General features: G+C 57.2%; 15 protein-coding genes. 6 read left to right on the forward strand and 9 right to left on the reverse strand.

The features are described 5' to 3' along the window. Positions 1-8 precede the first annotated feature (8 nt). From HFP54_RS21615 to HFP54_RS21635, 5 genes are all read right to left on the reverse strand, one after another. On the reverse strand, positions 9-1070 hold the full coding sequence (locus HFP54_RS21615) for a glycosyltransferase family 4 protein (protein ID WP_146415996.1): 1062 nt from the start codon (positions 1068-1070) through the stop codon (positions 9-11). Positions 1071-1099: 29 nt separating this feature from the next. Next, positions 1100-1999: an O-fucosyltransferase family protein gene (locus tag HFP54_RS21620; RefSeq protein ID WP_168566753.1), complete on the reverse strand. Its 900-nt coding sequence runs from the start codon at positions 1997-1999 to the stop codon at positions 1100-1102. 230 nt (positions 2000-2229) lie between these two features. Next, positions 2230-3285: a glycosyltransferase family 2 protein gene (locus HFP54_RS21625; RefSeq protein WP_168566754.1), complete on the reverse strand. Its 1056-nt coding sequence runs from the start codon at positions 3283-3285 to the stop codon at positions 2230-2232. Positions 3286-3517: 232 nt separating this feature from the next. Next, entirely contained in the window at positions 3518-4468 is a 951-nt protein-coding gene (locus HFP54_RS21630; protein WP_168566755.1) for a glycosyltransferase family 2 protein, read from the reverse strand. Positions 4469-4473: 5 nt separating this feature from the next. Next, positions 4474-5484, reverse strand: a complete 1011-nt coding sequence (locus HFP54_RS21635) for a glycosyltransferase family 2 protein (RefSeq protein WP_168566756.1) — start codon at positions 5482-5484, stop codon at positions 4474-4476. A 367-nt stretch (positions 5485-5851) separates the two neighbouring features. Here HFP54_RS21635 and HFP54_RS21640 point away from each other — a divergent pair, with 367 nt between their 5' ends. The 3 genes from HFP54_RS21640 to HFP54_RS21650 all read left to right on the forward strand — a co-directional run bounded on the left by HFP54_RS21640 (position 5852) and on the right by HFP54_RS21650 (position 11939). Further along, positions 5852-7048: a glycosyltransferase family 4 protein gene (locus HFP54_RS21640; protein WP_146416001.1), complete on the forward strand. Its 1197-nt coding sequence runs from the start codon at positions 5852-5854 to the stop codon at positions 7046-7048. Positions 7049-7064: 16 nt separating this feature from the next. Then, positions 7065-7973: a hypothetical protein gene (locus HFP54_RS21645; RefSeq protein WP_168566757.1), complete on the forward strand. Its 909-nt coding sequence runs from the start codon at positions 7065-7067 to the stop codon at positions 7971-7973. Between the two features lie 198 nt (positions 7974-8171). Beyond that, on the forward strand, positions 8172-11939 hold the full coding sequence (locus HFP54_RS21650) for a DUF4347 domain-containing protein (RefSeq protein ID WP_261347010.1): 3768 nt from the start codon (positions 8172-8174) through the stop codon (positions 11937-11939). Here the strand turns inward: HFP54_RS21650 and HFP54_RS21655 are convergent. From HFP54_RS21655 to HFP54_RS21665, 3 genes are read right to left on the reverse strand one after another with little or no spacing between them, the layout of a single operon-like run. Beyond that, the gene (locus tag HFP54_RS21655) at positions 11891-12934 is read right to left on the reverse strand and encodes a sulfotransferase family protein (protein WP_235952182.1); all 1044 of its coding nucleotides are present in this window, start codon (positions 12932-12934) and stop codon (positions 11891-11893) included. The two genes, HFP54_RS21650 and HFP54_RS21655, sit on opposite strands and share 49 nt — an antisense overlap. Continuing rightward, positions 12934-13698: a glycosyltransferase gene (locus tag HFP54_RS21660; protein WP_168566760.1), complete on the reverse strand. Its 765-nt coding sequence runs from the start codon at positions 13696-13698 to the stop codon at positions 12934-12936. Before HFP54_RS21660 ends, HFP54_RS21655 begins: the two co-directional genes overlap by 1 nt. 38 nt (positions 13699-13736) lie before the next feature. Further along, positions 13737-14606 carry a glycosyltransferase family 8 protein gene (locus tag HFP54_RS21665; RefSeq protein ID WP_146416006.1) on the reverse strand — a complete coding sequence of 290 codons (870 nt, stop codon included), beginning with the start codon at positions 14604-14606 and terminating at the stop codon, positions 13737-13739. 302 nt (positions 14607-14908) lie between these two features. Between HFP54_RS21665 and HFP54_RS21670 the strand changes: the two genes are divergently transcribed. The 3 genes from HFP54_RS21670 to HFP54_RS21680 all read left to right on the forward strand — a co-directional run bounded on the left by HFP54_RS21670 (position 14909) and on the right by HFP54_RS21680 (position 17404). Further along, positions 14909-15901 (forward strand): glycosyltransferase, encoded by a 993-nt coding sequence (locus HFP54_RS21670; protein WP_146416007.1) that lies wholly within the window; start codon positions 14909-14911, stop codon positions 15899-15901. Positions 15902-15968: 67 nt separating this feature from the next. Then, the gene (gene rfbC, locus HFP54_RS21675; protein WP_168566812.1) at positions 15969-16511 is read left to right on the forward strand and encodes a dTDP-4-dehydrorhamnose 3,5-epimerase; all 543 of its coding nucleotides are present in this window, start codon (positions 15969-15971) and stop codon (positions 16509-16511) included. 38 nt (positions 16512-16549) lie between these two features. Beyond that, entirely contained in the window at positions 16550-17404 is an 855-nt protein-coding gene (locus tag HFP54_RS21680; RefSeq protein ID WP_168566761.1) for an NAD-dependent epimerase/dehydratase family protein, read from the forward strand. Here HFP54_RS21680 and rfbH read toward each other — a convergent pair. Next, positions 17401-18930, reverse strand: coding sequence for a lipopolysaccharide biosynthesis protein RfbH (rfbH, locus tag HFP54_RS21685; protein WP_145293038.1), 1530 nt, complete (start codon positions 18928-18930; stop codon positions 17401-17403). The two genes, HFP54_RS21680 and rfbH, sit on opposite strands and share 4 nt — an antisense overlap. Between the last annotated feature and the right edge of the window lie 61 nt (positions 18931-18991).

An 18991-nucleotide genomic window follows, 5' to 3' on the forward strand; every position in this document is an offset into this window, starting at 1 on the left:
GCGCATCGTCAGGCCGCCTTGTTCCAAAGGTTTTGATAGACCTCGCGGATTCGCTGGGATTCCAATTCCGCGCTGTAGTGATCTATGACACGCTGACGTCCCGCCTGGCCCATCGAAATTCGCAGCGTGTCATCATCCAGCAACCTCGCGATCGCCTGGGACAAACCATCGGCGTCACCACAGTCGACCAACAAGCCTGTCTTTTCGGGGACAACGATCTGCGGATACGCCCCGGTCATGCTGGCGACCACCGCCGCCTGACATGCCATGGCTTCCAACGGCACCAAGCCGAAGCCTTCATAGCGTGCGGGCGCCACGCACATCGAGATGCCCGACAACAAACGAGCCAAATCGTCGTGGCCCAATTGGTTCATCCAATAGACTTGATCCGTGACGCCTGCTTCATGAATCCGCTTTTTCAAATCGTCTGCGAACTCGGCAAACTTTTGCGTTGCGGTCCCGACCAGACAAGCCGCGACGTCCCGGCGTTGCTGCAACACAGGAATCATCGCTTCGACAAACAAGTCGGTGCCCTTTTCCGGACGAATGCGTCCGACGATGGCCGCGGCCTTTTGCTGTCGAATGCCGAAGGACCGTAACACCCCGGTGCGGTCATCGGCGGGACGAAATTTTTGACAATTCACGCCGTGCGGGATCACGGCGGCCACGTCGCGCAGATGGGACGCCGCTTCGTCGGTTGTCGCGATCCGAACATCGGCGGTCGAGATCAAAAAGCGTGGCACCGCCGAATGACGACGCTTGGCCGCGGACGTGAACACCACGCGGACGGGCCGACGCAAAATCTTGCGAAGAAGCAAACCCAACCACAATTCGATATTTCGACGGGCATGCAAGATCCGAAACGGCTTTTGAACCGGTCGACGCCAACACAACTGAATCGCCTGCCACATGCCGACGCGAGGGTACGGGCTTTCCCGCCCCGACAACACGGCCAAACGTTCTTTGTCTGCCATTTCGGGCAACATGGTCGCGATCGTCGCGCTGACACCCGTGAATCGATGGTGCCAATCGCCGATGATCAGTTCGGTGTCTTCGACCTGATGGGTCATGGTTGAAACCTGTAAACGCGATGAAAAGATCAGGCGGCTGCGGTCGTGGGCGCAAAATCCACGTCGCCGGAGACACGAAATTCGTTCCGACCGATGTGCCGGTCGTGCGGATGCAGCACTCGCAGCGGCACGTCGCCATACATCGACGCCCAGCCCGAAAAAGAACTGGGCGGGCCGATCAGATAGTCACATCCGGCCAAGCTGTACATGTCCACGACGGGGCTGCCACGATTGATCGTGACGTCCACATCGGGAAAGTCGTCCGCCGACAGCTTGCCGTCGCTGCACACCAGAAAACGAACACGCTGGCCGGGAAATTGATTCGCCAGATCACGCATCCAAGCGTGGTACCGAGCGACGGGGTAAAACCAATCGCCGTTCATGAACTTTTGATAATCGGTCTGCCGGATGTGCGTCCCGATCAGCACGTCGCATCCGTCTCGAGCGACCTGCAATGAAGCGTCGATTTGACGCCGATAGATTTCAATGGGCCGAAAGAAGTCGCGGATCACGTTGATATGACGCCGGACCAGATTCGGACAGCGGAAACGATAACCGCGGACGACCAAGTTGCCTTCGCGAACACGACGTAAGAAGTCGTCGGATTCCAGATCGCAGTCTTTCGTCAAATCGATCGAATGGATCCGCAATGGCCACCGAACCATGCCGGTGTCATTCAGTGACGCCAAAACGACATGCAGCCCGCGATAGGAAACGTTTCGCACCCATGGCGCGGGAACCATCGACGCCGGTTTGGCGGGAAAGCGACACGCCAATCCGCTGCGATAAGTCCCTTCGAATAGATGGGCGTACTCGAAGAACGCCGGATTGGCCAACGGGCAATCGTGCTGCACCGAAAAGGCGATGAAGTGGGCGAACAGATTCAGCCCGTTCCCCAGCCGGCCGGGTCGTTTACCGATCAGAATCATGCCAATGCGTAGCCAAGACTAACAGGAGGGTTGGTGGATCGAAGGATTGGGGGCGTGAAACATGCGATAGCAAAATCTCGCCGGCAACGTCAATCGCGATCCCAATTCCAGCTTGCTAGCATCACCCCTTGCGCTATCCACCGCGGCTCCGCCGCCCTGACTCGCATCGCCTTGTCCGGCGATTCGATGACCTGTCACCCGCGTCCTAGCGACCCGCGCCGCGCATCGGATCAGGCGGCACGTCGCTGTGGCCGCTCGTCCCCAGAGCGATTCGCCTGGGTCCTGGCCGGCTTTGCAATTCCTGGCGGTACGGACGGGTCGGCCGACAACGGGTCGGCCGATCCGACGGGCTGAATGACCGCATCGGGATCCGTCTTGGGGGCGCGGACCTGTTGGGCATAGTGGATTGACATCAACAGGTACTGTTCCAGTCGCACATGCAGAGGCACTCGTGCGCGGGAGGACATCTTGGCATAGCTGACCAATTCCCGCAGCGTCGGCTTTTCGATCGTGCGAAACTCTCTGGGCAACAGGTACCCCAACGACGGCACGTCGTACCCCATGCGATCGATGTAGTGGGCGATCAATCGATTCAGCTTCAGCGCGTGAACCAGTTTTTGAGCGGCGTCGAATCGTTTCCGCGCATGGTGATTCTGGTCGTGAATCCGATAGTTCACCAGCGGCATGTCCAAGTGATACTTGTGACCGCCGGCCAAGGAAGCACCGAACACCAAGACGTCGTCGGCACGAGTCACCCAGTCGTCTTCGTGCGGATAGGGCAGGATCTTTCGCAACAAATCCGTCTTCATTGACAAACAGGATGTCGGGTTGCCGATCCACGACCGGTTGAAGACGGATGCGAGTGCACTTAGCCCTCGATCGCGGGTCGGTTTCACACGACGTTTCACATTGCGGACGTTTCCGATTTCACGGAAGCCGACGCTTAAAAAGTTGACGTCGGGGCGTTGCCGATAGATGGCTCCACATCGATCGACCAGATCGGGATCAAAGATGTCGTCGGCGTCCAGAAAGAACACAACATCGCCCGTGATCAGCGGACAACCGTGATGAAAGCAAGACAGCTGCCCCGCCTGTCGCTTGCCCAAAATCTCGACCGTCCCCTGACCGGCAAACTCGCGTCTCAGGGCTTCCAGGGACCCGTCGGTCGATCCGTCGTCGACCACGATAATCTCGTGGAACGGGATCGTCTGCTCCAGGGCACTCCGCACCGCCTGTCCGACATAACGAACGTAGTTGTGGCTGTTGATCAGACAGCTGGCTCTCATGCTTCGAAGCTCCCCTCGCGGCGTCGGACCACCCCGCCGGCTGGCTGCCGTCGACGCGGAAGGTCTTCCAGAGACGTTCCGGCGTCACAGCCATCGATCGACAAGGCTTTCCAAACCGGTATCGCCGGAACGGCCAAGAAACTTCAGCAGAATCCCCATCTTTGGGGTGAACCGGAAGCGAATATGGGCCATGCGTGCAAGTTTTGCACGGCCGCAAAAAAGCCCGAAAACATTATGCGGCGCGGCGTTGGGCGGGCCAGCGAACCAAACGTTTGCCGGTACGTCGCAGATGACGCCAATAGGAACGCTGCTGCAACAGAACAGGATGTCCCGTGGCCAATTTTGCCAACTTCCGAAACTTGATCGTCGCACTTTCCTCACGCTGCAGAATCATGGCCCGTTCCATCGCGTTGAGCGCGATCATACGTTCCCGATCCTGAGAATCGATCCGCGGATCGGGACGCTGTAAATACGGGTCGACAATCGCCATCAGTTCCAATCGGGTCTGATCGATCTGCGATGTTTTTTGGGCACCGTGGATGCGAAATGCCGACAGCGGTTGATCGATATGGTGAATCCGCATGCCGGCGTCAAAGCCGCGAAGCCAGTAGTCGAAATCCATCGCATAGTGTCGCGACTCGTCAAATCCGCCCAGTTGCCGGGACAGTCGTCGCGTCCAAAAAACTTCGGGCTGGACGAAGTTGCGATTGTCGAAATAGCGGAGCCAATGCTGCCAAAGATCCAGCATTTCCGCAAAGCTTGTGATGGTGGCGGTTTGCGGACGAATCAATTCCCCCGCTTCGTCGACATGATGGCAGGTGCCGAAGATGAAATCACGCCGTGGATCGGCTTCCCAAGCATCCACGACCGCTTCGAAAGCACCGGGCAGGTAATAATCGTCGCTGTTGATGTACGCCAACAGATCGCCGTCACAACGCTGGAACCCCTTGTTGATCGCGTGCGTTTGTCCACGATCCGGTTCACTGCACCAACCGGCAAGTTCGCTTTCGTACCGGCCAATGACATCGACGGTGTGGTCAGTGCTGCCGCCATCAATGACGAAGTACTGCAAGTCGAACCGGCTGCCGCGTCCGGCCTGGGACAAAACGCTGCGAATGGTTTGTTCCAGAAATTCTGCCTGATTGAACGACGGCGTCACGATGCTGATCAAGGGCCGCTTCATGGATCTCAGGCCGCCTTGACGTTCGATTGGGAAGTGCCTGTCGCGTTTGCGTGGCGAGGTGCTTCGGTCACCGCCAAGTCGGGTTCGACCGCCGGCGGTGTGGCTTTGCGACGCCGATATTCTTTGGCGTAATGCAACACCATGTTCAGGGCGTAATCCAAGCGTGTGGACCAGGGCAGGCGACCGCGGCCCAGCATCCGCAGGTAGCTCCGCAGTTCTTTTGAAGACGGACGTTCGCAGGTGCGGAACTCTCGATGCAGCAGGTACGCGATGCTGTCGCGATTCACCCTCGCGGCACGCAAGTACCAATTCACCATTCGTTCCACGCAAAGGGCGTATCGCATTTTTCCGACCGCATCCAGTCGCTTTCCGGCAAAGTGATTGCGGTCATGAATGCGATATTCGACCAGCGGCAATTCCAGGTGATACTTGTCGGCCCCCATGATGGACGACCCCAGCACCAAAACGTCATCGGCACGCGTCTGCCAATCCGATTCGTCGGGATAGGGCAGTACTTTTTGGGCCATCGTTCGGCGCATCGACAGACACGACGTCGGGTTTCCGATCCAACAGCGATGCAGGGCCGCCGATGCAACACTGATGCCACGTCGACGAGATCCCGATGCGGGCGGATGCCAGCCTTCGATCGCACCAAACCGCCGGTACCCCGTACTGACGAAACCGATTTCGGGCCGCCGCCGATACAGATCCGTCACCCGCTGCAGCATTTCCGGGGCATAGCGATCGTCGGCGTCCAAAAAGAACAACAAATCGCCTCGAGATTCGGCCAATCCGACGTGAAAACACGACAGCTGACCGGCCTGAGGTTTGGCAATCAAACGCACCTTGGCATGGCCGCCATAGTCCTTACGGATGCGATCCACTGAACCATCCGATGATCCGTCGTCGACCACGATCACTTCGTTAAACGGTTTCGACTGTGCCAGCGCACTATCGATCGCTTCACCGACATAGTCGACGTAGTTGTGGCAGTTGATCAGACAGGAGGAACGCATGAATCGGCTCGAAAGGATGTGTGGGCCGACGATGCTGTCGACCAACGGATTTCCTGTTCGCACGCGACCCTATCGAATTTCCACCGTCGGTGGCCAGAGTGTTTTTTGGCCCCCTGAGGTGCATCGCCGCGACAGAGGGCGCATCGTCGCGACAGAACGATCGCGGGCGACTCAGATGCAAGCGTGAGCTGATCACCTGCCCGCAACATCATCTGCCCGCGACGAAATCGCCCGCCCATCAAACGACGTTGACTTCGGTCGGCGGGTCCCCCTATGGATGTTGTCGGTGTGCGGAAAGCTCCGCTGCCAACTTCGCAACGTTCCCGGCTGTCCGCCGTCGAAGCGCCCTGAAGGGAGTCGCTAACTCGTGTCACGACTAAAAATTTTGGCGGTCATCCCCCATTTGATCCGGCCCAGCGAAGTTTGGATGTATCGCCAATTGCAGGTCTTTCGCCACCAAGATTTGCACATCATTGCCGGGCATCGACATCGGCACGAACAATTCGATCTGACCGGGATCCCGATCACAACGGTGCCCGAATCGATGAACAGCCCGCTGCGTGGATTACGCCGGCATTGGGACCGGATTCGATTTCCCGGCATGCAAGGCACACGATACGGTCAGCATCAACGGCAATGGTTTCGGGAACAGGTCTGCCGCATTCGACCGGATGCCATTCATTGCCAATACGGAACGGTGGGGCTTTCAACGCTGGACGCTGTCGCCGGACTGAACATCCCTGTCTTTGTCCAATTCAACGGCGACGGACTATCTTGTTTAGTCCATCGACGACGCGGACGCGAACGAATGGTGCGGTCCATCGGCAACTTTGCGGGATTGATCACGGTTGCCCGATATCAACAACAATGGCTGCTGCGTCGCGGGGCCACCCCCGAACATGTCGCCTTGATTCCTTATGGCGCACCTTTAGAACCCGACGCGACGTCGATTCGTCCCCAACGATCGAACTGTCAGTTTCTGGCGGTCGGTCGTTTGTGCGAAATGAAGTCGCCGCTGAACTTGATCCGTGCTTTTGCTTTATGCCAAAGCCTGCACCCGGCCAGCCGATTGACCATCATCGGCGATGGACCAATGCGTGGTGAGACCGAAAACCTCATTCAGCGTCTGGGTTTGAAAGATCACGTCACGTTGCAGGGCGTCCAACCGGCCGAGGTCGTTCGACGCCAGATGTTGCAAGCGGACGTGTTTGTTCAGCACAGTGTGACGGCAGCCAACGGAATGATGGAAGGATGGCCCGTCGCCATCGGCGAAGCAATGTCACGCGGATTGCCGGTCGTCGCCACACGACATGCGGGGATTTGCGAACAAGTGACCCAAGACGTCAATGGATATCTGTGCGACGAATTCGATTGGTCGGACATGGGACGCTGTATGGCCGACCTGGCCGGCAATGCGATGAAACGCCAGACCTTCGGACGCCAAGCCCTGCGTCTGTCGCTGGATGCTCGCGTCCAAACGCACACTCAGCTGGACTTCATCCGCAAACGTCTGGGTGTCTCCCGTCAATCCCAGCGTCCATCCACACTACAACAAGCGGCGTGACCCCAGGATCTGACACGTGCACACGATCATTTTGCCGTATTACTGTGAAGAGGAAGTCGAACGTTACACGTCGATCCTCCGTCACATGCAGTCTTTTGGGCCTTCGCGGGTGGAATTTCGCTTCCTGTTGGCGGCCAGTCCAAAGACGTCCGCCAGCGATCGCTTGTACAAAGCGGCATCAGCCGTTGCTCCGGTGCAACACTTTGAATGCCCTAGCCAAGTCTTTGGTTATCCCGAAGGTCCCTCCGCAATGTTCTGGGACTGCATGGACCATCTTGCAAAGCAGGCCGGTGACGGATTCGCCCTGTGGCTGGAATCGGACATGTGCCCGGTCCGTCCCGACTGGGTCGAACGGTTGGACTCGCAATGGCGACAGTGTGGCGACGTCTTGGTGATGGGCACAGTCATTCCACACACCAATCGCCTGATCCGAAAAACTCGCTGGACCTGGCGGGGGCGTCGGCACCATCACGTTCATGTGCCCTGGATCGGCCAACACGTCAACGGCGGCGCCTGTTATCGAAACGATCTGGTTCGCCATATGCCCGACGATCATCGTGAAGGAATTTTTGACACCCGACTTGGCCAGATTCTGGCAACCACCGGTGGCTATGCCGACACGCCCAGCATCCGCCTGACCACCGAGCAGCGGCTTGCGATGGACCTTGAAGACCCCAATGTCGTTTTGGTGCACGGATACTTGCAAGCCAAGGACCCGTTCATCGATTGGTGCACCGGCCGAAAACCGATCCCGAGACCATCGGCGGCGCCAGACGGTCCCGACACCATTCGACGAACCGTCGATTCGTGCCCCAGGCGTCTTCACTTGGATGCGACGTTTGCCATCAAAGATCGCACGCCCGCGGTGCTGACGGTCTATCACCGCAACGCTTCGATGCCCCATCCACAGTCTCAAGCCGCGTAGCCTCTGTTCGGCTTCCATCGGCAAGGGCACCATCAGGACAACGATACCGGTCGGGAAATTCCTGGCCTACAATCGTCACAACCCAAAGAAACGATTCGTACGCCCGAGAAGTTGGTGCAACGTTTCTTGAATTCGCCCGCCTTCGTACTAGCGTGATGGCCAGAAGCGTTCTTGCCCTCTTCGCTATCAGGCCCCCCGATGCCCCGCCGCTCACGCCGTCAGAGTTTCCGTCCAGGAAGCGGTCCGTCCCGCTGGTCCCTCGCCTCTTTGGAACCACGATTGATGTTGGCCGCCGACGCGGGCGTCGCCGCTGCGGCACCAATCTCCGGCTCAGTAGCCGTGGAAACAGTGGCCAACAAAGTCGACGCGACGTCGCGAAGTAGCTGCGAACACCTCGTGTTGATCGATAGCGAGATCACCGATCTTTCCCAATGGGAATCGGCGCTGCCCGAGACGGCTGAGATAGCTGTGCTGCAACCGGGCGCAGATCCGATTGATCAGATCAGCCAAATTCTTTCCCAACGCCGCGACATCCGATCGCTGCATGTCATTAGCCATGGAAGTGTCGGACAAGTTCGATTGGCCGGCCAGTCCATCGATCAACAGACCCTCACGATCCAGCAAGAACAGATTCGCCACTGGCGTTCTGCGTTTGCGAACGATGCCGACCTGTTGCTTTACGGATGCGACGTGGCTGGTGGACCCGAAGGGAAATCGTTCGCGCGGATGCTGTCACGGTTGGCCGGTGTCGATGTCGCAGCTTCCGACGATGCGACAGGCAACACGAGCGAGAATTTGGCGGCGGCCGATTGGGACCTCGAGTTCACCGTCGGCGACGTTCGTTTTGCCACCTTGTTGAACCGACAGGCGTTGTCCGGAATCCGCGAGCACCTTGGGATCGAAATTTGGGCCGCCGGCGAAACCACCGATGAACTGATGGAACTGGAGATCGATGGTCAAGTCGTCGACAGTTGGTTCGTCCGGGACACCAACGCCAATGACGGCACCTTCCTGCCGTACTACTACAACGTTGACGGAATTTCACCCGATCAAATTCGAATCAACTTTGTTAACGACTTCTATGATCCCGCCTCGGGAACCGACCGCAACTTACGTGTCGACAAAATCGTGGTTGACGGGATCACTTACGAGACCGAAGCCCCCAGTGTTTATTCGACGGGGACTTGGCAGCCTGACACCGGCGTGACGCCCGGCAATCGACAAAGCGAGTACCTGACGAATAACGGGTATTTCCAATTCGCGTCCGACGGTGGCGGCACGTCCACGATCACCACGATTGAAATCGACGCCTTCGGTGAAACAGGCGACGAAGCGATGCAGTTGATTGTCAAAGACGAAGTCGTTTGGACGTACTTGAACGTGCCGACCGGCGGCACCACTTACAGCTACGACTATTACGGTGATGTCACGCCCGGCGACGTTCGTGTGGCCTTCATCGGTGCAGTCTATCAGCCCGAATTTGGCTATGACCAGAACTTACGAGTTGATCGCATTCGCATCGACGGTGAATCATTCGAATCAGAATCGGCATCCACTTACAGCACTGGCACCTACGTCAACGGCCAGGGAATCATTCCCGGCAACTGGCGCAGCGACATCCTTCATGACAACGGCTATTTCCAGTACGACTACGTTGGTGGAAATCCGGGAAATGGTGAACAAGGCAGTTTTGCACTTGGTACCGGTGGCGAATCCGTCGACGAATCCAATGGCAGCGTCACCGTCACCATCGAACGAATCGGAGGTACCGACGGGACAGCGACCATCGAGTACTTCACCGCCGATGACACCGCAATTGCCGGCCAAGATTATGCCGCCGTGTCAGGTCAGTTGACATTCTTCACCGGGGAAACCAGCAAGCAGGTCACGATCCCGATTTACGACGATGGCCAAGCGGAATCGACCGAATCCTTCAGCATCCGGCTGAACAATCCGAACGGCGCGGGCCTGCTGGCACCGAGAACCGCAGTCATCCAGATCTTGGACGATGATTCCAACCTGCCACTCTATGCCTCCTTCGATTCCGCAAACGGGCTGGACTTGAACGGAAACGCCGTGGTCACCGGCGGCAGTCTGCAGTTGACCGCGGCAACTGCACAACAACGGGGCAGTGCGTACTACACGGCGGCCATCCCGATCAGTGAAGGCACATCATTCCAAACTTCCTTCACGGCAAGATTCACCGGTGGACAAGGTTCCGCCGGGGGCGAAGGCCTGGCGTTTGTCATCCAGAATTCGCCTGCGGGCACCTCCGCCCAAAACATCGGCAACTACTCCGGCGGGTTGGACTACAACGCTGTCCCCAACAGCTTGGCGGTTGAACTTGATACGTTCAAAAATGTTTACGAGACCTACGCCGATGAAATCACCATCGTCAAAGATGGATTGCCGGTCTATCCGCTTGCCAACATTCAATCCCCCTATGATTTGAATGATGGCACCGAGAAATACGTGTGGGTCGACTACAACGGCGACAGTAACGTGCTGGCGGTCTATCTGTCAGAGACATCCGAAAAGCCCGACTTTGCAATCCTTAAAACAACCGTCGATCTAGCCGCAACCGTGGGCGATCAAGCATACGTTGGGTTCGCCGGATCGACCGGTACGGCATTCAACAACACCTACATTGATTCTTGGACCTTCACCCTGGATACGCCCGCGGCCGATCCACCGACCTATCCGACCGGGACACCGACCGAGCTTGCACTGTATTCAGGACTGGACCAACCGGTTTCTCTGGAATGGTCGAACGATGGTCGCAATCTTTACATTGCCGAGAAACCGGGGCGTGTCAAAGTGGTTCGCGACGGGGGCGCGGTGACCACCGTCATCGACATCGCCGATCGCGTTAATGATTTTCAAGACCGCGGGCTGATTGACATCGCCGTGCATCCGGATTTTCAATCCAACGGATATCTCTACCTGCTGTACACCGTGGACCCGCCCGAAGTCTACGATAACGTCGGAAACATCTATGCCGGCCCCGACGGCCAGGGCAATCGCGCCGGTCAACTGATCCGCGTCACCTTGGACGCATCGACAGGATTCACATCGGTGGTTCCCGGCAGCGAAGTCACGCTTCTGGGCAGCCAAAGCACTTGGAACAACTTCAACGCGTTCACCGACAGCACACTGAACTTTGGTGAACCCCCGGCCGGCCAGAATCCGGACGGCAGTTACATCAATGACTTCATCAACAGCGACAGCCGCAGCCATACGGTTGGTTCGTTGGAGTTCGGCACCGACGGCAATTTGTTCGTGTCGATTGGTGACGGCGCCAGTTTCAACCAAACCGACGTTCGCGCATTCCGCGTCCAAGACCCCGACAGTCTTTCGGGCAAAGTACTGCGGATTGATCCCTACACAGGGCAAGGCCTATCGGATAATCCGTTCTACAACGGAAACCCTGACGACAACCGCAGCAAGGTCTATCAACTCGGCTTGCGAAACCCGTGGCGGCTAGCCGTCGATCCGGATACCGGACGACTGTTCATCGGCGAAACAGGACTCAGTAACTTCGAAGAGATCAACACCGGGGACCCGGGCACCAACTTCGGCTGGCCCGCTTACGAAGGCGGCCAAGGCACCAATCGTCCGACACCGACCTATCAAAATCTGGCCCAGTCACAAGCAATCTACAGCAGCGTCTATGCGACGCCGGCACTGATTGCAATTCCACACGGCACCGGCCCCAATGTTGTGGTCGTGGGCGATGTAGCGACGGAACTGGTTTATGGTCCGCAGTATGACGGCGATCTTTTCTACAATGACTTTGGTCGCGGCATCGTCAGCCACGCGGACGTTTCCGCCGACGGCACCCTGCTGGGCAGCAGCGTGTTCGCCACCGGTGCCGAGTGGATCACCGACATCAAACAAGGCGTCGACGGCAAACTGTATTACGCCGATTTGGTCAACGGTGTCGTCGGACGCTGGGAAATCGCCTGAGCCAAACGAATTCGCGACTTGATGGATCGTCGCATTTTCGATTTCACCGGACGTCGCAGAAACGTGGTCAAGGGAGGCACGAGACCGACCGCCTTGGGGCGAACTTGTGCCAACTGGTCGGCCAGCTGGCGGTCGTCATATCCCAATCGCTGCAGCAATTCGCTGCCAAGCATCTGACGGTAGTCGTCAAGCATCCGCCAATGCACCGGGTCCTGACCGGCGCGACAAACCCATTTGTCGATCGACTGTGCGTTGGCACACCGATGCAGTCCGATCCCCTTTGGATCGCCGAAACGCCGATGTGTCGCTTCGCCATAGTCCGCCAATCCTCCGGTCAATTGGAGCCCCAGAAACCGCTGCAAATCCGCCAACACCGAATCGGGGTCAGCCGTCAGGTCTTCGTAGCGAACGGTCCGCAAACGCCGATCGCCACACTCCGACGCTACAGCCAGATGCACCGGAGCCATCAGTAGATCGTCGCGGTGAACTGCGATGTAGGGCCAGTTACCGCGGATCCAAGTATCCAGTATGGATGAGAAAACGGCCAACGGGTTGCGAATCAGCAGGACCATCCGCACGTCGTCAAGAATTCGCAAAATCTCATCGATGATCCGGTAATAGCGTGGCGTCTTATCGACCAACATCTTTTGACCCGCCGCGTTTCGAGCCTGATCAAAAATCCCATTGACCATCGTCGCCATCGCCCGCTCGATGCTGCGTCGCCCGCCGGGCAACATTGACTTGGCAAAGTCATCGACCGCCTGATCGGCCAGTTCCCCGTCAAACGGCATGGGGTGACCGTGCGTGCGGGATTCCAACGCATACACGAGCGGCAGCAGCAACCAGGTTTCACCCGCCGAGACGACGTCGGGGTGCTTGCCAAGCATCGTTTGCAATAGCGTCGATCCGGCACGTGGCTGCGATGCAATCAAGGCAAGCGGGCAAGTCCCCACCGTTGATCCGCCATTTGAATGAGTATCGCTCGTTTCCAGCATCACGCGGCCTTTCGATCCATCACTCGTCCCTTCGAATCCAATTTGACGGCCAAGCCGCTGTAACGCATTTGAATCTGTGATTGAACTTTCACATGCTGGCACGAAGACGCACTGGAAAGGCCGTTTCCGTGTCGGCGATAACCGATCCCGGTTACCCCGCTAAAGCAAAAATTCGCGCGGCGGGCCAATCGCAACTTGAAATCCCAATCTTCGTAGATCTTCAGCGTCGTATCGAAACCGCCGACCGATCGGGCAACATCGGTATTCACCAGATAGTCGCGTGGGATGAACACGGACCGACGCAACATGCCATGGAAAAGGGGGCCTTCACGCAACGGCTGTTGTTCACTGACCAACGCCAGATCGTTTCCGGATTCATCAATCAACATCACGTCGGAAAAGGCGACTTGGGGACGCCCCCACGATGGCTGGCTCAGCACCGCGACTTCGCGCTCCAACTTGTCGTCACCGTAGAAGACATCGTCGCTGTCCAACGAAGTGACATGATCACCACTTGCAAGATCCAGCAACCGGTTGCGAACGGCACTGATCCCTTCATTTCGTGAATTGATCACCAAACGAATCCGCGGGTCACCAACGGCCCGGATCATGTCAACGGAATCGTCGGTTGACGCATCATCGACGATCAACAATTCCCACGATTGCCAGGTCTGGCGCATCACCGATGCGATGGCCTGACTGACGTACCTTGCGTTGTTGTAGTTGGGCATCATCACGGTGATCCGTGTGGGATGATGCGTCATCGTCTTGCCCTAAAAGATCGGGGTATCAGTTCAATTGATCAGGCCGCTCGTCGCCGGATCCCCAGCTTTTCCATTCGTCGCCGCCACCAGTTCTTTTTGCCCGGTCGGTCGATCCGCACACCGTCGCGTCGCAGCCGATCGGCGATCTGCCAGAATTCATCCGCATAGGGATGAACGACATTGGGGCTCCAGGGCTTCAGTCCCGAACCACTGAAATGGACAATCGCGGGATCGTCGGGCAGACTGAGCCGATGCTGACCGAAAAAGCAGCGGTGGTTGCAATTCCACCTCCGGTCCAGCGGCTGCCATTGTCCTTGCAGATAAAGCGCTAAAACGTCCTGGTCCCAGAATCGCAACTGGTCACGGTGCTTCTCGGCAATGTCGAACAGGGTTTCAGTGACCCCGTTGTTTCGCCAAGTATCCAAGTCCATTACCAACACCCCGGCATTCAAATAGGGTGTCTCCGGCGTCATGCCCAACCGCTGCGACGAATCACTCGGTTCCGGCACGGCGGCGATTCCGGACGGATGCGGGGGAACATCGGCAAGAAGAGAGAGACAGTCTCGCACAATCAGATCCGCGTCCAGGTAGATAACTCGTGGCACCGCTTCGTCGATCAAACGAGCGATCGCCAGGCGATAGTACGTGGCCAAGCTGACATGGTCGGTGACGGGCAGCCCGGCGAAACAGGACGGATCGATCGGATGAAATGTATGCTCGGTTTCCAGCCGTTTCAGGACGCGCCGCAGCGGTCCGAAGCAGCGATCGGCTTCCGGATCGTGCAGCACATGCACATGCACGTCGCGCTGACAATGCCGAATAGCCGATTCGACGGCCACGCACGACAAAGACGCGAAAGAACCGTCGACCGCGAACGCGACATGAATCGTTTCGTTGGCGACGTTCATGAAACCTGGGTATTTGGAAGGGCGGGCGAAATTCGAACAGGCGGAATCGGCCGGCCTTCACCGAAAGGGTTGGCCTTCCACACAACGTCTGCGTATAGCAAAAGGGCCGGACGCGACGAAAGCCGAATCGATGCCGGCCGATACGACAGATCGCAATCGAGCGTGGAAGAAAGGTAGGAAATCAGGGCAAAATCCCTATCATGGCCCGACATTCGCCTGGCCGGCGTCCGAACGCAATGCGTTCAACGTGAACCTAAACGCCGGGCCGATCGAAACGTCAATTCACTTTGCTTGCTAAACCGATGCCCCAACCCGTGCCACGATTGTCGTTGTGTTTCCCGATTTTCAATAAGGGTGCATACATCGATGACGTGTTGCATTCGTTCGTGGATTACGTCGATTTGGATCAATGCGAGTTTGTCTTCTTTGATAACGGCAGCACGGACGAATCGTCCGCAAGAATCGCCCACTGGCAGGACCGCCTTGGTGCGGTCGTTCACCGCAGCGAGCACGTGCTGCCCATCAATGAAAGCTGGATCGCCGCGTTGCGGTACGGCACGGCGGACTATCGCAAGCTCTGTCTGGGCGACGACGCCTGTGTCGCGGATCCCGGCCCGGTCGTTCAAAAGATGCAGGCTAATGACTGGGACTTTGCCGTCGGTTTGACAAAAGTGATCAGCAACGATCCCAAGCTTGGAGGGAGCTATTACAACCGAGTCCACGAATTTCGGCAGAAGATTCACGCCGACTTAACGCCGGAACAAAAAGCAGAAATGCTGTTGTCGATCGACGACAGTACCTTCAATCCATTCGGTGACATCAATGCGTGGATTTTTTCTGCGTCTTGCCTGTCGGTCATTCCTGATTGTGGAAAAACCTACAACGGGATGATGTCGTTTCCGGATCTCGAGTTGACCCTTCGGAGCTTCCTGTCCAAGCGTGGCGGTTTCGTTGACGAAATCCTTTCCAGCTTCACCTACAACGATGACAGTCCGGCGGTACGAATCCAAACGTCCGCTAATTTGCGGGCGCACTACGCACTGTGCAAAGCCTCCATTTGCTGGGAATACCTTTACGATGCAAATCTCACTGAATCCGTCCCGGATGATTGGATCGGACCGCTGCGCCGACAGGCTTGGCGATCTCACCTGCGCACCATCCTGGCCGATTGCGGTGACGCCGACTTGATCGCCGTTCTACGCGATGTGCTGGGTGAAAACCGACATCTGGAAAACGCCAGCAAACGGTCGCTGCGACGACGCATCAAAGACACGCTTCGCGAATGGAAACGCTAAGCCATCTGTCCGCACCGGAAATCAAAGACCAACCTCATCTCTCAAGCATCTAGTACTTTGCCCCGCCATGGAATTCACCGAGTTGTCCCTGCCAGGCGTCTACCTGATCGATGGTTTCCAGCACATGGACCAACGTGGCGAATTCGTCAAAACCTTTCACCACCCGTTATTCGAACAGCGGGGTTTGTCATTCAAGGTGCGTGAAGAGTTTTTCTCGATCTCGGGAAAGCACGTTCTGCGTGGGATGCATTTCCAGTTGCCTCCCCATGATCACCACAAGCTTGTCTATTGCATTGCGGGACGTGTCTTGGATGTCGTTTTAGACCTGCGCATGGGTTCAGAGCACTATGGTAAGCACCTGTCGGTTGAACTATCTGGCAAGCGCCGACAAATGTTGTGGATTCCCAAGGGACTGGCGCACGGATTTTTGTCGCTTGCAGACGACAGCTGCCTGATCTACAAGACCGACCGCGAGCATCATCCAGAATCTGATGCAGGGATTCGCTGGGACAGTTTTGGCATGTCTTGGCCGTGCGACGAATCATCGGTCTCTCTTTCTCCACGGGACCAAATGCATCCAACATTGCACGAATTTTCCAGTCCTTTTTAGTGGTGCCAACCAAGGCTTTGCCATTCTGGATCAACATCATGCATCTATTCGTCACAGGCGCGACGGGATTCGTCGGCTCTCACTTCGTCCAGCAGGCGGTCATCCGTGGCCATCAGGTGACCGGCGTTCGCCGATCCGCCGACCGTGGGTGCAGGATTGAATTGACCCATCAACCGAGATGGCTGGATCGATGTTTGTCCGAACTGACTCCGGAAGACTTCACGGACGTGGATGTTGTGGTCCACCTGGCGGCGCATTCGACCAATCCGCCGTACGATACATTGCAGCAGTGCTTGTATTGGAACGTCATGGTATCGCTTGACGCCCTTGGCAAGGCGGTGACCGCCGGCGTCGACCGATTCGTCGTTACCGGATCGTGCTTTGAATACGGGCGATCAGGCGAACGATACGAACATATTCCGGTGGACGCGCCGCTGGAGCCGACGGCAACGTACCCGACGTCTAAAGCGACAGCATCGGTCGCCCTCCGCAGCTTTGCCGCAACGACCAAAACCCGAGTTTCGGTTCATCGACTGTTTCAGGTGTACGGCGAGGGGGAAGCGGAGGGGCGGCTCTGGCCGTCGCTTCGAAAAGCAGCATTGGAGGGCGAAGATTTCGCCATGACCAAGGGCGAGCAGATCCGCGACTTCATTGCGGTGCAAGACGTCGCGAAAAGGCTGTTGGATGCTTGCGAATCCGGAGCTACTGAATCGGGAGTCGCGTCGTATCACAACTTGGGATCAGGCCATCCCCAATCCATCCTGGAATTCAGCCGTCATTGGTGGAAACATTGGGGGGCAACCGGAAAACTGATTCCCGGTGCCATTGCCTACCGTGAAAACGAGGTCATGCGTTACGTCGGATGCATCGACCAACCGAAAACCGGTTCTTAGGCAGCCGTTTGACGCAGCGGTCGGCGGCGGGCAGATTTCACGAACTGTTGAATGCTATCGATGATGTAGTCGATCATTGGTCCCGTCAGTCCCGGAAACGTCCCGATGAAGACCGTCTGGTTCATGATCGCATCGGCTCCCGTCAAATCACCGATCACGCGAAACGCATCGGGATTATCGCGACGAAGAGCCACGAATGCGGGCTGACGAACCAAGTTCCCGCCGAACAGCATTCGGTTGCCGATCTTGGCTTGATCCAAGTGTCGGGCCAGGTCCGTTCGACCGAACGGAGCTCCATCACGGACCGACATTTTGAAACCGAACCAGGAACACTCGGTCCGGCATCCGGTCGAATCCCAGTCAAAGCTGCCATCGGAGTTCCAACGGGTCGCATGAGTGGGCAGCGAAAATTCGATCACGTCTTCCAGGTCCGCCAAACCGGCACGCAGACGTTGCCAGTTATCTTTGCGCGCTTGCACAAAGCGGTCCAACTTTGCCAACTGTTGCACGCCAATCGCGGCCTGGATGTCCAAAGGCTTCAGATTGTATCCCAGATGGCTATAGATGTATTTATGGTCATAGCCTTCGGGCAGTTCGCCGAGTTGCCAAGCGAAGCGTTTGTTGCAAGTGTCATCCTTCCCAGACGGGCACCAGCAATCGCGTCCCCAGTCCCGGAAGCTTTCCACCAAAACTTTCAACGCCGGTTGGCGGACCACATTCACCGCGCCGCCTTCACCCAACGTGAGGTGGTGTGGCGGGTAGAAGCTTTGTGTCGACAGGTCGCCCCAACTGCCGGTCGGCTTGGACAAGCGTCCCGAATCATCGCGGACCGCTTTCGGATCCATTGATTGCACCGGAGAATCATCGGGAACACTGTATTCGCATCCCAATGCATCGCAATTGTCTTCGATCAGCCACAAATCGTGCTGCCGACAAAACTGTATCGTTGCCGACAGGTCGAACGGATTGCCCAGTGCGTGGGCGAACATGACGGCTTTGGTTTTCCCAGGACGATACGCGGATTCCAACTGTTCGCATTCTGGGTTGCCCGTCACCGGATCGGCGTCAATGAACACCGCCCGCGCGCCGCACTGAATGATGGGGCTGACGGTGGTCGGGAATCCGGCGGCAACGGTGATGACCTCATCGCCGGGCATGATCCGCTTTTCTTTCGGCAGTTTATGGCTGGTCAGCGCTGACAAAGCGACCAAGTTTGCACTGCTGCCGCTGTTGACCAACAAGCTGCGCCGCACGCCCAAATAGTCCGCCAACCCGGATTCAAATTTCTCACCTTCGCGGCCAAGGGTCAGCCAGAAATCCAGTGTCGAATCGACCGCTGCGACCACTTCCTGTTCATCAAAAACCCGCCCCGCATAAGGGATGGTCGTTTCACCAGCAACAAACTTGGCAGTGACGGCGTCATCAGCCGGGCGATTCTGTTGATGGCAACGCCGACTGTATTCGGCGGTCATCTGAAGAATCTGTTCTTTCAGTGTTTGGTCGGAGAAATCCGCAAAGTCTTGCATGTCAGTCGTTGGGGGATTCGCGTGCAGTGCGATTCAGAAATGACCGGTCAAAGGAGGGTGT

It is taken from the genome of Crateriforma spongiae, assembly GCF_012290005.1.
Classification (GTDB): Bacteria; Planctomycetota; Planctomycetia; order Pirellulales; family Pirellulaceae; genus Crateriforma; species Crateriforma spongiae.

Coding starts and splice junctions, on each gene's coding strand:
- HFP54_RS21615 (WP_146415996.1), bottom strand. CDS start 1,070: ATGACCCATCAGGTCGAAGACACCGAACTGATCATCGGCGATTGGCAC.
- HFP54_RS21620 (WP_168566753.1), bottom strand. CDS start 1,999: ATGATTCTGATCGGTAAACGACCCGGCCGGCTGGGGAACGGGCTGAAT.
- HFP54_RS21625 (WP_168566754.1), bottom strand. CDS start 3,285: ATGAGAGCCAGCTGTCTGATCAACAGCCACAACTACGTTCGTTATGTC.
- HFP54_RS21630 (WP_168566755.1), bottom strand. CDS start 4,468: ATGAAGCGGCCCTTGATCAGCATCGTGACGCCGTCGTTCAATCAGGCA.
- HFP54_RS21635 (WP_168566756.1), bottom strand. CDS start 5,484: ATGCGTTCCTCCTGTCTGATCAACTGCCACAACTACGTCGACTATGTC.
- HFP54_RS21650 (WP_261347010.1), top strand. CDS start 8,172: ATGCCCCGCCGCTCACGCCGTCAGAGTTTCCGTCCAGGAAGCGGTCCG.
- HFP54_RS21655 (WP_235952182.1), bottom strand. CDS start 12,934: ATGCTGGAAACGAGCGATACTCATTCAAATGGCGGATCAACGGTGGGG.
- HFP54_RS21660 (WP_168566760.1), bottom strand. CDS start 13,698: ATGACGCATCATCCCACACGGATCACCGTGATGATGCCCAACTACAAC.
- HFP54_RS21665 (WP_146416006.1), bottom strand. CDS start 14,606: ATGAACGTCGCCAACGAAACGATTCATGTCGCGTTCGCGGTCGACGGT.
- HFP54_RS21670 (WP_146416007.1), top strand. CDS start 14,909: ATGCCCCAACCCGTGCCACGATTGTCGTTGTGTTTCCCGATTTTCAAT.
- rfbC (WP_168566812.1), top strand. CDS start 15,969: ATGGAATTCACCGAGTTGTCCCTGCCAGGCGTCTACCTGATCGATGGT.
- HFP54_RS21680 (WP_168566761.1), top strand. CDS start 16,550: ATGCATCTATTCGTCACAGGCGCGACGGGATTCGTCGGCTCTCACTTC.
- rfbH (WP_145293038.1), bottom strand. CDS start 18,930: ATGCAAGACTTTGCGGATTTCTCCGACCAAACACTGAAAGAACAGATT.